The 14,939-nt window shown below is 67.8% G+C and carries 12 protein-coding genes; 4 read left to right on the top strand and 8 right to left on the bottom strand.

The window, feature by feature from the left end; all coding sequences use genetic code 11:
- Positions 1-238: 238 nt before the first annotated feature.
- Complete coding sequence (gene purF, locus ACFWPX_RS26555; RefSeq protein WP_378929975.1) at positions 239-1,819, bottom strand: amidophosphoribosyltransferase; 1,581 nt, start codon at positions 1,817-1,819, stop codon at positions 239-241.
- A gap of 145 nt (positions 1,820-1,964) precedes the next feature.
- Here purF and ACFWPX_RS26550 point away from each other — a divergent pair, with 145 nt between their 5' ends.
- Entirely contained in the window at positions 1,965-3,383 is a 1,419-nt protein-coding gene (locus tag ACFWPX_RS26550; RefSeq protein ID WP_378929973.1) for a YhgE/Pip domain-containing protein, read from the top strand.
- Between the two features lie 20 nt (positions 3,384-3,403).
- Here ACFWPX_RS26550 and ACFWPX_RS26545 read toward each other — a convergent pair whose 3' ends face one another.
- Positions 3,404-3,817, bottom strand: a complete 414-nt coding sequence (locus ACFWPX_RS26545; RefSeq protein ID WP_378929971.1) for a sterol carrier family protein — start codon at positions 3,815-3,817, stop codon at positions 3,404-3,406.
- Positions 3,818-3,916: 99 nt separating this feature from the next.
- Here ACFWPX_RS26545 and ACFWPX_RS26540 point away from each other — a divergent pair, with 99 nt between their 5' ends.
- Positions 3,917-4,783 (top strand): alpha/beta fold hydrolase, encoded by an 867-nt coding sequence (locus tag ACFWPX_RS26540; RefSeq protein WP_378929969.1) that lies wholly within the window; start codon positions 3,917-3,919, stop codon positions 4,781-4,783.
- Position 4,784: 1 nt separating this feature from the next.
- On the opposite strand, the gene ACFWPX_RS26535 is transcribed toward ACFWPX_RS26540, so the two are convergent.
- Positions 4,785-5,408, bottom strand: a complete 624-nt coding sequence (locus tag ACFWPX_RS26535; protein WP_378929967.1) for a CPBP family intramembrane glutamic endopeptidase — start codon at positions 5,406-5,408, stop codon at positions 4,785-4,787.
- Entirely contained in the window at positions 5,405-7,108 is a 1,704-nt protein-coding gene (locus ACFWPX_RS26530; protein ID WP_378930021.1) for an alpha/beta hydrolase, read from the bottom strand. Before ACFWPX_RS26530 ends, ACFWPX_RS26535 begins: the two co-directional genes overlap by 4 nt.
- Positions 7,109-7,264: 156 nt before the next feature.
- Between ACFWPX_RS26530 and ACFWPX_RS26525 the strand changes: the two genes are divergently transcribed.
- On the top strand, positions 7,265-7,552 hold the full coding sequence (locus ACFWPX_RS26525) for a YiaA/YiaB family inner membrane protein (protein WP_056818759.1): 288 nt from the start codon (positions 7,265-7,267) through the stop codon (positions 7,550-7,552).
- Positions 7,553-7,600: 48 nt separating this feature from the next.
- Here the strand turns inward: ACFWPX_RS26525 and ACFWPX_RS26520 are convergent, their stop codons facing one another.
- Together ACFWPX_RS26520 and purL are read right to left on the bottom strand one after the other, a co-directional pair.
- Positions 7,601-9,247, bottom strand: coding sequence for an alpha/beta hydrolase (locus tag ACFWPX_RS26520; protein WP_378930019.1), 1,647 nt, complete (start codon positions 9,245-9,247; stop codon positions 7,601-7,603).
- Positions 9,248-9,390: 143 nt separating this feature from the next.
- The gene (gene purL, locus ACFWPX_RS26515) at positions 9,391-11,685 is read right to left on the bottom strand and encodes a phosphoribosylformylglycinamidine synthase subunit PurL (RefSeq protein ID WP_378929965.1); all 2,295 of its coding nucleotides are present in this window, start codon (positions 11,683-11,685) and stop codon (positions 9,391-9,393) included.
- 162 nt (positions 11,686-11,847) lie between these two features.
- Between purL and ACFWPX_RS26510 the strand changes: the two genes are divergently transcribed.
- Positions 11,848-13,101: a glycosyltransferase 87 family protein gene (locus ACFWPX_RS26510; protein WP_378929963.1), complete on the top strand. Its 1,254-nt coding sequence runs from the start codon at positions 11,848-11,850 to the stop codon at positions 13,099-13,101.
- Positions 13,102-13,135: 34 nt separating this feature from the next.
- On the opposite strand, the gene ACFWPX_RS26505 is transcribed toward ACFWPX_RS26510, so the two are convergent.
- Both ACFWPX_RS26505 and ACFWPX_RS26500 read right to left on the bottom strand, forming a co-directional pair.
- A complete protein-coding gene (locus tag ACFWPX_RS26505) occupies positions 13,136-14,428 on the bottom strand; it encodes a M18 family aminopeptidase (RefSeq protein ID WP_378913888.1) in 1,293 nt (430 codons plus the stop codon).
- Between the two features lie 61 nt (positions 14,429-14,489).
- A complete protein-coding gene (locus ACFWPX_RS26500; RefSeq protein ID WP_378914051.1) occupies positions 14,490-14,927 on the bottom strand; it encodes a MarR family winged helix-turn-helix transcriptional regulator in 438 nt (145 codons plus the stop codon).
- Positions 14,928-14,939: the final 12 nt, after the last annotated feature.

Genomic DNA, 14,939 nt, shown 5'->3' with positions numbered 1-14,939 from the left:
GATCACAGGAGCGACGACTACATGGTGAGCTAGCGATATATCGAGGGACCGTACAGGTGAACCATTACCGGCCAGTTTCAAATGGTCCGAAAAATTGCCGCCATGTTATGAACTAATCTTACGAAATTGCGGGTCACCGGAATTACTCTCGTACACAACACAAAAGGGGCCGATCAGGTTTATCCTGTCCGACCCCTCTGGTGAGGTGTAGCGTGCCGCGTCCTACGGCCGACGCGCCTTATGGGCGACTGAGCGCGTCCACGTTCGCGTTCTCGCCCAGCAGCTTCGACTCGGCCTTGCCCGAGAGCATCCCCTCGAGCACGTTCTTGCCGATGGCGGCCTCCGGCGGCAGTTCGATCGGGTAGTCGCCGGTGAAGCAGGCGGTGCACAGGCGCGAGCGCGGCTGTTCGGTGGCGGCGATCATGCCCTCGGTGGAGACGTAGCCGAGGGTGTCGGCGCCGATGGAGCGGCGCACGTTCTCGACCATGTCGGCGTAGCTGTCGTCGGCACCGGTGCCGTTGGCGATCAGCTCCGCGCGCGAGGCGAAGTCGATGCCGTAGAAGCAGGGCCACTTCACCGGCGGCGACGCGATGCGCACGTGGATCTCGAGCGCGCCTGCCTCACGCAGCATGCGGATCAGCGCGCGCTGGGTGTTGCCGCGCACGATGGAGTCGTCGACGACGATCAGCCGCTTGCCGCGGATCACTTCCTTCAACGGGTTGAGCTTGAGCCGGATGCCGAGCTGACGGATCGTCTGGCTCGGCTGAATGAAGGTGCGGCCCACGTAGGCGTTCTTCATCAGGCCCTGGCCGTACGGAATGCCGGAGCCCTGGGCGTAACCGACCGCGGCGGGCGTGCCCGACTCGGGCACCGGGATCACCAGGTCGGCGTCGACCGGATGCTCCTTGGCCAGCTTGCGGCCGATCTCCACGCGGGTGGAGTGCACCGAGCGACCGGCGATCGTGGTGTCGGGACGCGCCAGGTACACGTACTCGAAGACGCAACCCTTGGGCTCGGGATTGGCGAAGCGCATGGAGCGCACGCCCTCGGAGTCGATGGCCAGCAGCTCGCCCGGCTCGATCTCGCGGACGAACGCGGCGCCGACGATGTCGAGCGCGGCGGTTTCGGACGCGACGACCCAGCCACGATCGAGCCTGCCCAGCACCAGCGGGCGCACGCCGTGCGGGTCACGCGCGGCGTAGAGGGTGTGCTCGTCCATGAAGGTGAGGCAGAACGCGCCGCGCAGCTGCGGCAGCAGTTCCATCGCGGCGGCTTCGATGCTGGAGTCCGCCGAGGCGTGCGCCAGCAGCGCGGTGACGATATCGGAGTCGGAGGTGGCGCCGGTCATCTGCGGGCGGCCATCGATCACACCGGCGCCGATCAAGCCGAGTTCGCGTGCGCGACCGGCCAATTCAGCGGTGTTCACCAGGTTGCCGTTGTGGCCGAGCGCCAGGCCGGAGCCGACGGAGGTGGTGCGGAAGATCGGCTGCGCGTTCTCCCAGGTGACGCCACCGGTGGTGGAGTAGCGACAGTGTCCGACGGCGATATGCCCCGGCATGGCCGCGAGAGTCTGCTCGTCGAAGACCTGGGAGACCAGGCCGAGATCCTTGAAGACCAGGATCTGTGAACCATCGGAAACGGCGATTCCGGCCGCCTCCTGCCCGCGATGCTGCAGGGCGTACAGGCCGTAGTAGGTGAGCTTGGCCACGTCTTCGTCGGGAGCCCAGACGCCGAAGACGCCACACTCCTCGCGAGGGTCGTGTTCGATCTCGTCGGGGGTATTGGGCGTGGGGACGATCGTGGGATCGACGTCGGTCACCGTTTGCTCCCTGTTCGGGCGGGCTGGGGGCACTCGTCAGTCTACGGGTCATCTGCGACAGGTAGTACGCGCGCTCGCATCCCGGCAGCAATCCACCGGTCACGAACCCGCCGATCGGCCACAAAGAGCTGTTACGGTGCGGATCGTGACGACGGACGACAGTGCACACGTTGCAGCCGGTGAAACCGGGTCGGATAGTGAGAACACCAACGCGGAGCTGATTGATTCCGGACAGACACCCGCCGGCGGAGCGACGTTCGCCACACCGATTCTGGATCGGCGTCACTGGGCCAGGATCGTGCTCTCGCCCACTGCGGTACTGACCGTGCTCACCGCCCTGCTCGGGGTGATGTACCTGGGCTATATCGCCGACCCGGAGAAGAATCTGCACAACTTCCCGATCGCGCTGGTCAATTCCGATGTCGGCGACGTCATGGGCTCGGGCGAGCAACGCAAGCAGGTCGATTTCGGCAAGCAGGTCACCGACGCGCTGGTCGCCGGCGTGCCCGCCGACAAGGTGGACCTGCGCGTCGTCGGAAAATCGGAGTCCGAACAGTTGCTGCGCACCGGGCAGGTGTACGGCGCGATCATCATCCCCGGCGATTTCAGCAAACGCCTGGGCATTCTCGGTACGGGCAGCATCGTGCCCGGCGAGATGGAACGGCCGATCATCACTCTGCAGTCCAATCCGCGCATGGGCGCCTACGGCGTCGGGATCATGCAGCGCATCGGCAATCAGGCGCTGACCGAGGTCGACAAGCAGGTCGGTATCCAGCTGACCGAGCAGGTACAGGCCACCCTGGCCGAGACACCGGCGGGCGCACCGCCGCCGCAGGTGTCCGGTGCGGCGATGCTCACCCTCGAGAGTCCGATCGATGTGGTCGCGCAGGACTTCCGCCCGCTGCCGAGCGGTACCGGGATCGGCCTCACCGCGTTCTTCTACTCGCTGCTGCTGCTACTGGCGGGCATGGTCGGGGCGATGGTCATCCACACGATGATCGATTCCCAGCTCGGCTTCCTGCCCACCGAGTACGGCCCCTGGTCGGTGCACTATCCGCCCACCCCGATCTCGCGCTTTCGCACGCTGCTCATCAAGTGGGGGGTATCCGCGCTGGTCGCGGTGGTTGTTTCGCTGGTGTTCCTGCTGGTGGCGAAGGTGGTGGGCATGCCGGTCGACAATCCGCTCGCGCTGTTCCTCTTCTCGGTGCTCGCGATGATCGCTGTGGGCTGGACCGCCCTGATGACGCTGGCCGCTCTCGGCACCGCGGGTCTGCTGGTGAACCTGACCCTGTTCGTCATCCTCGGGCTGCCGTCCTCCGGCGGTACCGTCCCGATCGAGGCGACGCCGACCTACCTCGCCTGGCTCGCCGAATTCGAGCCGATGCACCAGGTGTTCCTCGGCGTGCGCTCGATCCTATACTTCGACGCGGGCTACGCGGCCGGTCTCGACCGCGGCATCTGGATGTCGCTGCTCGGCATCGCGATCGCCGTCATCGCGGGCACGATCATCACCCGCTACTACGACTACAAGGGCCTGCACCGCAAGCACACCGCGGCCGCCTGAGCCCGGCGACCCGGTTGCCGCTACCCGGCGGCCGGGTCGGACTTCGCGGGCAACGCCACGATCGGCAGCCACCCCGCGATCTCCCCCGCCCTTGTCCCCGAGGCCGTCAACGCACCGGACTCGGCCGCCGCCTCGAACGACAACAGCCCCGTGGCCAGCAACAACCACGTCCGCGGATCGGTCTCCACCACATTCGGCGGATTCCCCCTGGTATGCCGAGGCCCCTCGATACATTGCACCGCCACGAACGGCGGCACCCGAACCTCCACCGAATGCCCAGGCGCACTCCCCGCCAACGCCCGCACCGTCCCCTTCACCGCCGCCCCCAACTCCCGCCGCCCCGGCACCGGCAACGCCGAATCCCGCAACCACTCCCCCACACCCAACACAGCCGCCCGCACCTCCGCGGGATCAACCACATTCCGTCCAGCCATACCCGAGACGCTACCGACCTCTGACAGACTTCCCCTGCTCCGACCACCGATCTATCGCCCGGCGGCGGGGGTGGGTTGGGGGCGTCGTACATTCGTCCTATGAGTGTTACCGGTCCCCTGGAGCCGACCACGCTGCGATTGCGCGGTGCCGACGGGCTCACCCTGGTCGCTGACTGCTTCGGTGCGGAGGACGGCCCGTTGGTCGTGATGCTGCACGGTGGTGGGCAGAATCGGTATTCGTGGAAGCGGACGGGGCGGGCGCTCGCGGGGGCGGGGATGCGCGTTGTCGCCGTCGACGCGCGTGGGCACGGTGACAGTGATTGGTCGCCGACGGCGGATTACTCCAGGAATGTGATGGTCGCCGACCTGCACACCGTGCTCGAGCAGCTCGGTGCGACGCGGGAGGCGGGCGCGGTGGTGGTCGGGGCCAGCATGGGTGGGATCACCGGGCTGCTCGCCACGGCGAAGCCGGGTGGCAGCGCGATCCGCGCGCTCGTGCTGGTCGACATCGTGCCCCGCTCGGAATCCGCGGGCGTGGAGCGCGTCATGGACTTCCTCGGCAGGCACCGCGACGGCTTCGACACCCTCGACCAGGTCGCCGACGCGGTCGCCGCCTACCTGCCGCACCGGCCGCGCCCCGACAATGCCGACGGCCTGCTGCGCAACCTGCGCGAGCGTGACGGCCGCTGGTACTGGCACTGGGATCCCGACCTGATCAGCGACGTCAACGACGACCCGGACGCCCGCATCGTCGAGATGGAGGCCGCCGCCGAGGCCTTGACCATCCCGGTCCTGCTGATCCGCGGCGGCAAGTCCGATGTCGTCAGCGACGAGGGCGCCGCGGCCTTCCTTGCCCTCGCACCGCACGCCCGCCTGGCCGAGATCAGCACGGCGGCGCACACCGCCGCGGGCGACGACAACGACGCCTTCACCGAGGCCGTCGCCGGTTTCGTCGCCACGGCCTGAGCTAGCGCCTCAGCCCGTCGACCCATCGGGCAGCGGTGGGCGCGAGCGCTCCCCCGGCATTGATCGCCAGATGCAGGAGCGCGGGTGCGGTGGCACTGCCCGACCTGCGGCGGAGTTCGGTGAAGACGAGCCCTGCGACGGTGGTTGCCAGGGCCGTCGGGAGTACCGGATCTTCCGCGGCTCTTGCCGGTTGGATGTGCCAGAGACCGAAGTCGACGGCGCTGATCACCGGGGCGCCGACGCTCTCGGCGAGTAGCGGATCGAGGGTGCCCCGGAAGATCGCTTCCTCGGCTAGGACGGTGCCGACGGGGATATGCAGGGCAATCCATTCGAGGGTCGACGTTTCCGGTGCGCGGACGGCGATTTCGAGTGGGAGCCGACGCAGCGACGGGACCGCCAGGGCAACGGCGTAGCCGGCGAGCACTATCGCCACGCTACCCAGCCCCCACCGGAACCCGCTGGCCGAAAACCAGTTCGGGCTACCTCGGAAGAGCTTCGTGTATCCCGTCGCAAACGCGATGTTCGCCGCGGTGCGCCCGCGCAGGGGGAGATGGAGGGCGGGAAGGACCCGATTGTTCCACAGCAGCGGAAGGACCAGCGCCGCAGCACTTTCGAGTCGTCTCACTTCACCTCCCGCTCATAGGTCTCCGCCGATTCCAATGCGACACGGATACTTTCGACAACGTCACCGTTCACCCCGTCAGGCGCGGCGACGGCCAACCACCCGTCCAGCACCAAACTCCCGTACCGATGCCCGTGCCCGTCCACAACCCCTTGCGCATTGGTGAGATCGGCCGTGACCTGCCAGAACGTCACGAATGGCGCCCACCGCATCTGGGTCGACACATCGGAACCACGTGGCTCGCTCAACCAATCCGGCTGCGTGAAGATCAGATCGGCCGACCACCACACGATCGGGTCGGAGGGATGTTGCAGGTAGGCGATGCGAGGTGCGCGCCACGGCTCCGAGCCGGCGAAATCCGTTGCGTCATCGGCGAATCGAACGACCAGCCCGTCCGCGTACACCGGCGCCACCTCGGGTGACCCCGGATCGCGGCGATCGACGAACTGGCTCCACAACCGATTCGAATTGGGCGGCCCGACCCACAACGCGCCGTCGACCTCCTCGCGAAGATCGGCCAGCCCGTCGAACGCCTCCTCCGACCCCTGCGACCCCAGACTCTCCCCGTAGACGAACAGCTTCGGCCGATGCCCTTCCGGCTGGGCCGACCACCGCTCGTACACCGCCTCGAACAGCTCCCGGCTGGCCGCGGCCGCCTTCTCCCGGTCCGACAGGAACGAGAGCACGCTGGGCAGATACGAGAACTGGGTCGCCACGATCGCCGTATCACCGCCGTAGAGATACTCCACGGCCCCTGCCGCCATCCCGTTGACCCAGCCGGTCCCGGTGGTCGTGACCACCACCATCGCCTCACGTTCGAAGGCTTCGGTCCGCTCGAGTTCGGCGACAGCCAGCTGCGCTGCGGTCTGGTCCCGCGCCACCGACTCCAACCCCACATACGCCCGAATAGGTTCGCGCGCGGTCTTTCCCGTCACCTCGGTGATCGCGGCGGCACTAGGACCGTTGGAAACGAACCACCGCCCCTCGAACCCCAATGTCTGCCACGGCGCGAGCGACCCCGGACTCCCCGATCGCTCCGGCGCGATGGGTTGCACCGCGTACGGCGTGGTCCGGTCGTTGCGCACGCTGAACGCCGAGTTGGCCACCGCGAAGAACGCCTGCGAGGCGACACCGTTGAAGATCGTCACCGTGAGCACGACCAGTACGAGCAACCCGGCGGCCGGCGCCACTTCGCGCGGCACCCGCACCCACCGATTGAGCTGACGAGCCAGCCCGAGCACCATGATCCGCACCGTCCGGTACGCGGCCACCACAGCCACCCCGACGGCCACGCTGAGCAGCCCGGTGCGCAGATACGCGGGCGTGGTGGTGCCCGCCATCCCCATCAGCGAGGTGATCTCACGCTGCCATCGCGCCGACTGCACCAGCATCACCGCCGCGACCAGCGCACACCCCACCAGCACGGTCGCTTTGATCGCATACCGCAGCCGATCCGACGGGCTGGGAATCGGCAGCCGAGCCCGCACCCACCGCCGGAACACCCATTCGAGCACACACCCGAGCCCGTACCCGATCGCGGCGTTGATCCCGCTGATCAGCCCCTGGAACAGCCAGTCACGCGGCACCAGCGACGGCGTCACCGACAGCCCGAAAAACAGCGTCGCCAGCACCAATCCGACATAATTCAGATCGACGGCGTCCTCAACGCGCCGCGCGACAACGCTGCCGCGCGCACGCAGCATCGCGGAAGTCGAAGCGCGCTCGGTCACCGCCCCAGTATGGCCGCCGGTAGGAGACAATCACCGGATTTGTGCCTGCGGAGCCGCTCACAAACTACGTACCGCACTCGAGTAGTTGTACGCGCGATCGCCGAGCGCCGGATCAGCACACTGAGAGCCATGAGCACAAACACCAAGCCGAAGAACACCTCGGCCTACATGGCCCAGGCCGCGATCGCGTTCGCTGTCAGCCTGTTCGGGACCGGCGCCGGAATCGCCTATCTGCCGCTGGACGGCTGGCAGCGCGCGTTCCTGGCGATGTCGGGCCTGTTCCTGGTGACCAGCTGCTTCACCCTCGCCAAGGTCGTGCGCGACCAGCAGGAGACTCAGTCACTGATCGGCCGGATCGACGAGGCACGGCTGGAACAGCTGATCGCCGAACACAATCCGTTCAAATCGGTGTCGTGAGCCGAACCGCCGGGGCGCCGATCGAGGGGTTCGGCGCCCGGCGGTTCGTCACTTCAGCTGATGCTCGGTAGCCATGGATTCTTCGAGGAACACGCGAATCCGGGCAGCCAATTCCGGTGTGTAGTCCGGCGGTTGGGCCACCGCGGCCCACGCGTCAGGCACCAGGTTGCCGTAGTTGTGACCGTGCCCGTCCGAAACCGTCTGCGCGCGCGGCAGATCCGCCGCCACCTGCCAGAACGTGACGATCGGATACCACGACATCGCCGGTGCCACATCGGGTCCGCGCCTCTCCCGCAACCAATCCGGGCTCGAGAACAGCAGATCCGGCGACCACCACACCACCGGGTCGGAGGCGTGCTGCAGGTAGACGATGCGCGGGTCGTTCCACGCGGGCGTCGGCTCGGTCAGCTGATCGGCATTCGCCGCGAACCGCACCGACATTCCGTCGGCGTAGATCGGGGTGATCTCCTCGGTGCCGGGGTCGCGTCTGGTCACGAATTCCGACCACAGCCGGTTGGAATTGGGCGGGCCCACCCAGAGCACACCGTCGGTGCGGTTGCGGATATCCGCCAAGCCGGAGAACGCGCCCTCCGATCCCTGCGAACCGAGGCTCTCACCGTAGACGAGCAGCTTGGGCCTTGCGTCTTCGGGCAGCACCGACCAGCGGTCGTACACCTTGTCGAACAGCGTGCGCCCCATGGTCATCGACTTGTCCCGGTCGGACAGGAACGACAGCGCGCTGGGCAGATACGAGTACTGCGTCGCCACCAGCGCGGTGTCGCCGCCGAACATCAACTCGACCGCCTCGGCACTGGTCGTATCGACCCAGCCGGTGCCGGTGGTACTGATCACCACGAGCACTTCGCGCTCGAAAGCCTTGGTGCGCTCGAGTTCGGCGATGGCCACATCGGTCTGCGCCTCGACGCCGTCCCCTGATTCCAGCCCCGCGTAGACCCGAATCGGTTCGCGCGCGGGTTTTCCGGTGACCTGACCGATCGCGAGGGCGGTCGGCGCGTTCGCCACGAACCACCGCCCCTCCGAACCGAGGGTGTCCCACTTGGCCAAAGAGTCGGGGCTGCCGGAACGTTCGGGCAGCGTCGGCTGCACCGCATTCGGTGAGGTATGGCTGTTGCGCGCGCTGAACGCCGAATTAGCCACGGCGAAAAAACCTTTCGCCAACACGCCGTTGAACAACATCGCCGCGGCCACCACCACGACGATCACCCCGAGCGGCCGCGCGAACGCGGCCGGAATCCGCACCCACTGGTTCAGCGCGCGCGACACCACGCGCACCAGCCGCACCACCAGCCGCGAGATCCAGATCAGCAGACCCACAACGACCGCGCCGACCAGCACCGTCCGCGGATACCCCGCGTCCGACACCGGCTCCATCCCCATCAGATCGGTGATCTGCCGTTGCCACTTCGAGGACCGGATGCTCATGAGCACCGCGAAGATCAGGCACGCCAGCACGATCGCGCTTTTCAGCGCGACCAGCAACCAGCTCGGCCGCCGAGCCCACGCCGTGCGCACCCGCTCGGGCCAGGTGATCCGCGGCGCGATCCACTTGCGCCAGGCCCAAGCCAGCGCGCAGCCGAGCCCGTAGCCGATCGTCGCGTTGATCCCGCTGACCAGTCCCTGGAAGAACCAGTCACGTGGCAGCAGCGAGGGCGTCAGCGACAGCCCGAAGAACATCGTTGCCACGATCAGCCCAGCGTAATTGGGATGAAAAAACCTCTCCACCAGGTGAATTCCCCTGATGAAGAGGTTATCGCGAACTACCGGTGCAGAAGCCGAGCTCGTATCCCCACTGGTCACAAGCTCGACTCCTCTGTTGATCAGGCGGTGTGCGCTCCGAACAGCTTAGGCAGAGTGCCCTCGAACGCCTCGCGCAATTCCGCGAGTGTCACGGAGAACTGGCCCTGCACCTCGACCGAATCCGAGCCCTGGTCCACCACGCCGATGCGCACCCACGGCAGCTGCCGCGCGTCGCACATCTTGGTGAAACGGGTCTCCTCCGAACGCGGCACCGCGACGAGCACGCGCCCGGCCGACTCGGAGAACAGCTGCACGAACGGGTCCGAGCCCTCGGGAAGCACGATGCGGCAACCGGTTTCGCCTGCCAGCGCCGCCTCGATGACGGTCTGTGCCAGACCACCCTCGGACAGGTCGTGCGCGGCGGAGATCATGCCGTCGCGCGAACCCGAGGTGAGCACCTCCGAGAGCAGCTGCTCGCGGGCGAAGTCGACCTTCGGCGGCACACCACCGAGGTGATCGTGGGTGACCTGCGACCAGATCGAGCCGTCCAGCTCGTCGTGGGTCTCGCCGAGCAGGATCAGCGACTCACCCGGCTCGAGGCCGAGGCCTGTCGGGATGCGGCGGTGCACATCGTCGATCACGCCGAGCACGCCGACCACCGGGGTGGGCAGGATGGCGTCCTTGCCGGTCTGGTTGTAGAAGCTCACGTTGCCGCCGGTCACCGGAATGCCCAGCGCCGCACAACCATCCGCGAGACCGCGTACGGCCTGCTGGAACTGCCACATCACGCCCGGATCCTCCGGCGAACCGAAGTTCAGGCAGTTGGTGACGGCCTTGGGGGTGGCGCCGGTGGTGGCGACATTGCGGAACGCCTCGGCCAGCGCCAGCTGCGCGCCGGTGTACGGGTCGAGCTTGGTGTAGCGGCCCGACGCGTCGGTGGCCAGTGCGATACCGCGGCCCGAGGACTCGTCGATGCGGACGACGCCCGCGTCGGCGTGCTCGGCCAGCACGGTGTTGCCGCGCACATAGCGGTCGTACTGCTCGGTGATCCACTTGCGGCTGCACAGCTGCGGGCTCGAGATCATCGTGAGCAGGGTCTCGCGCAGCTCGTCGCCGGTTTTCGGCCGGGTCAGGGTGGCGGTGGTGTCGGCGATCAGCGCGTCCTGGGTGTCGGGACGCTGCACCGGGCGCTCGTAGACCGGGCCCTCGTGGGCGACGGTGCGCGGCGGCACGTCCACCACGGTCTCGCCGTGCCAGGTGATGACGAGGTGGTCGCCGTCGGTGACCTCACCGATGTCGGTGGCCAGCACGTCCCACTTCTTGCAGACGGCCATGAACGCGTCCACGTTCTCCGGTGTGACGACCGCGCACATGCGCTCCTGCGACTCACTCGACAGGATCTCGGCGGGGGTCATGTGCTTGGCGCGCAGCGGGACCCTGGTCAGGTCGATGTGCATGCCGCCGTCGCCCGCCGCGGCGAGTTCGGAGGTGGCACAGGAGAGCCCGGCGCCGCCGAGGTCCTGGATGCCGACGACCAGCCCGGCCGCGTACAGGTCGAGACAGCACTCGATGAGCACCTTCTCGGTGAACGGGTCGCCCACCTGCACGGCGGGCAGCTTCTTGCGTCCGGTGCCGGATTCGTCACCGGAGAAGGAGTCCGAGGCGAGCACGGACACGCCGCCGATGCCGTCGAGGCCGGTGCGCGCGCCGAACAGGATGATCTTGTTGCCCGCGCCGGAGGCGAAGGCCAGGTGCAGGTCTTCCACGCGCATCGCGCCCGCGCAGAGCGCGTTCACGAGGGGGTTGCCCTGGTAGGAGGCGTCGAACACGGTCTCGCCGCCGACATTGGGCAGGCCGAGGGAGTTGCCGTAACCGCCGACGCCGCGCACCACACCGTCGACAACGCGACGAGTGTCGGGGGCGTCCGCCGCGCCGAAGCGCAGCTGATCCATCACCGCGATCGGGCGGGCGCCCATGGCCATGATGTCGCGCACGATGCCGCCGACGCCGGTGGCCGCGCCCTGGTAGGGCTCCACGTAGGACGGGTGGTTGTGGCTTTCCACCTTGAAGGTGACGGCCCAGCCGTCGCCGATGTCGACCACGCCGGCGTTCTCGCCGATCCCGGCCAGCATGGAGGCCTTCATCTCGTCGGTGGTGGTTTCACCGAAGTAGCGAAGGTGCACCTTGGAGGACTTGTAGGAGCAGTGCTCGCTCCACATCACCGAGTACATCGCCAGCTCGGCATCGGTGGGCCGACGGCCCAGAATCTCCTTGATGCGGGCGTACTCGTCGTCTTTGAGACCGAGTTCCTTGTACGGCTGCGGAGCATCCGGGGTGGCTGCGGCGGTAGCGACGGTGTCGACCTGCAGTGTCACGGGAGACCAGGGTCCTTTCGGCCGGGGGGAACTTGATCTGCAGAGTCTAATGGTTGCGCGATAACCGCCCGCCGCCCGTACTGCCTCGAGCTGGGGAGGCGGCCGGATTCGGTCTGGTCACACTTGCGGTTGGGCCACAGGGGTACCCGTTACTCTGGCGCCGTGAACGAAAGTCCGGGGGTTTCCGAGCAGGTCGAGCCGCCTGTCGCCGCGCAGGCCACGGAACCGAGCTCGAAATGGCTGACCGCCGCCATCGGATTGTTCGTGGTCTCCGCCGTGATCGCGCTCCTCGCGCACTGGTGGCACGGGTTCATCGACCTGCAGGTCTACCGCAACGGCGCGCGCGTGTGGCTCGACGGCGGCGACCTGTACGGCCCGATGCCGCCGGTGTACGGGCTCGGGCTGCCGTTCACCTATCCCCCGCTGGCCGCGATGTTCTTCGTGCCGCTGGCCTTGATGCCGCTGGTCGTCGCCGAGGTCGTCGTGCTGCTGACCTCGCTGGCGAGCCTGGGGATCGTGCTGTGGCTGGTGCTGGTTCGCGTGCGTCCCGAGCTCGACCGGATCTCGGTACTCGCCGTGGTGATCGCCGGGCTCGCCCTCGCCCAGTACCTCGAACCGGTCCGCCAGACCTTCAACTTCGGCCAGATCAACCTGATCCTGATGGCCGTGGTCGCCATCGACATTCTCGCGCGCAAGCCGTTCTGGCCGCGCGGGATGCTGATCGGCATCACGGTGTCGATCAAGCTGATTCCGGCAGGCTACCTGCTGTATTTCCTGATCCGCCGGGACTGGAAGGCCGCGGCCACCATGGTCGCGTCGGCCGCGGGCGCGGTGGGCGTCGGCTTCCTGCTGTTCCCCAAGGACTCGGTCGAGTACTGGTTCCACACCGTGTCCGACACCGGCCGCATCGGCACGCCCTACTTCGCGGGCAACCAGTCGATCAAGGGCACCCTGTTCCGCCTCGGCATGGACGAATCGCTGGCGACCGGCCTGTGGATCGGCCTGTCGGCGTTGACGATCGGGCTGGCCTCGGTCTGGATGTACCGGCTGATCGGCGCGGGCAACGATGTCGGCGCGCTCCTGGTGAACGCGGCCGCGGTGTTGTTGGTCTCGCCGGTGTCGTGGTCGCATCACTGGGTCTGGGTGGCCCCCGCGCTGGTCGTCGCCGTCAGCATGGCCGACCGTCGCCGCTCCCGCGCCTTCACCACCCTCGTCGCCCTGTTCACGGTGATGTTCATCGTCGGCCCGCAGTGGGTCCTGCCACATTCGGGCGACAAGGAACTCGCCTGGGCTTGGTGGCAGCAGATCATCGGCAGCAGTTACGTGTGGGCCACGTTCGCTGTGATCGTCTACGCGGTGATCACCTACCGCCCCACCCGAAAGCCTTCGACGACGCCGGAACTCGCGACCACCTGAGCGCGGCGTCGACCAGAGCCGATCGTCGAATCTGTCAGTCCGTCGCTTCCGGGGTCAGGAACGCCGCGAGGGCTGACGCGTAGGCGGGGACGTCGGCGGCGCCCATGAGCTCGCGGCACGAGTGCATCGCGAGCTGCGGTGCGCCGACATCGACGGTCGACATCCCCGTGCGGGCGGCCGTCATCGGCCCGATGGTCGAGCCGCACGGCAGGTCGGCACGGTGGACATAGCGTTGCAGCGGCACGTCGGCCTGCGCACACGCGAGCGCGAACGCACCCGCGCCCGCCGCGTCGGTGGCGTAGCGAAGGTTCTGATTCACCTTGAGCACCGGCCCACCGCCGACCTCGATGCGATGCGCGGGCTCGTGCCGGTCCGGGTAGTTCGGGTGCGTCGCGTGCGCCATATCACCCGAGGCGACCACCGAACCGGCAAGCGCGGCAAGGTAGTCCGCACGCCCACCACCGCGGGCCAGCACGATGCGCTCCAGCACCGCGGGCAGCAGATCCGATTGCGCCCCACGATCGGACTGACTCCCGACCTCTTCGTGGTCGAACATCACCAGCACCGCCGTCGCCGCCCCCGGCTCGTCGGCGGCCGCGAGGAACGCCTGCAACCCGGCGTAGCAGGTGCCCTGGTTGTCGAGGCGCGGAGCGCTCACCAGATCCAGATCGCGACCGACGATCGTGCTCGACGCGAGGTCGTGGGTCATGAGTTCCCAGCCGAGCACGTCGGCGCCGTCGACCCCGGCCCGCTCGGCGACGAAATCCAGGAACGACGCGGGTGCGTCGCCGATCCCCCAGATGGCGTTCACGTGCCGTTGCGGGTCGAGGGTGACCCCGCGCCGGTCCTCGGACAGGTGAATAGCCAACTGCGGCACCCGCAGGATCGGCTCGTCGACGCGGACCAGCACATCGCGCATCCGCGCACCCTCGCGCACACTGAGCCGCCCCGAGAGACCGAGCTCCCGGTCCAGCCAGGAGTTCAGCCAGGCACCGCCGTACGGCTCGAGCCCGACCAGCTGCCAACCCGCACCCGCCAGGTCGGGATGCTGCTTCACCCGCAGGTTGGGGCTGTCGGTATGCGCGCCGACCACCCGGAACGGAGCAGCGGGCACCGCGTCGTAATCTGCCCACGCGATCAGCGAACCACCGCGCACCACATAGTGTTTCCCGCCCGCGTCGTCCCATGCCGACGCCTCGGTCAATGGCGTGAACCCGTTGCCGTCCAGCTCGGCCGCCACCGTCGCACACACATGGAAAGGCGAGGGTGACGCATCGATGAAGGCACACAATCCGCTGGCCGTGGCCGCTGTCAAGGAAACCGGCATCCTGCGATCCTAGGCACGACACCGCGCCCGGGCACCCCGCATCGGGAAGTACGGTGCCTGATCAGTCGTCGCGTTCGGCGATCACCGCGAGCGCCGCCAGTAATTCGCCGTAGCGGCGAATCCCGAGGCGCGACCGTAACTCTTCCTCCGCTAGCTTCTCCTGCGCGCGGATCCTGGCGGCCAGCTTGGCCCCGAGGCTGCTCAACCCGATCAGGATCCGGCGCCGATCGTCGGTGGCGGCGACCCGGAAGATCAGCCCGCGTTCGGCCAGGTTGTCCGCATGCCGGGTGGCCGAGGACGGGGCGAGCCGCGCCTGCGCGGCCAGTTCCGACATCGTCATCCCGTCGTCGGTGGACAACTGCGACAGGATCGCCCAATGATCGGCCGTGAGGTTGTCAGCCGACAACGCCGATTCGAGCCGGCCTACCCAGTTGCGCTCCGCGGAGCGCAGCGCGCCGTGCAGCGTGGAATACCCACTTATGATGGCCACCGATTGCATTCCCACCTGCCG

The organism is Nocardia sp. NPDC058518, assembly GCF_042719655.1.
GTDB lineage: Bacteria > Actinomycetota > Actinomycetes > Mycobacteriales > Mycobacteriaceae > Nocardia.
This window is presented reverse-complemented; position numbering and strand designations above follow the sequence as displayed.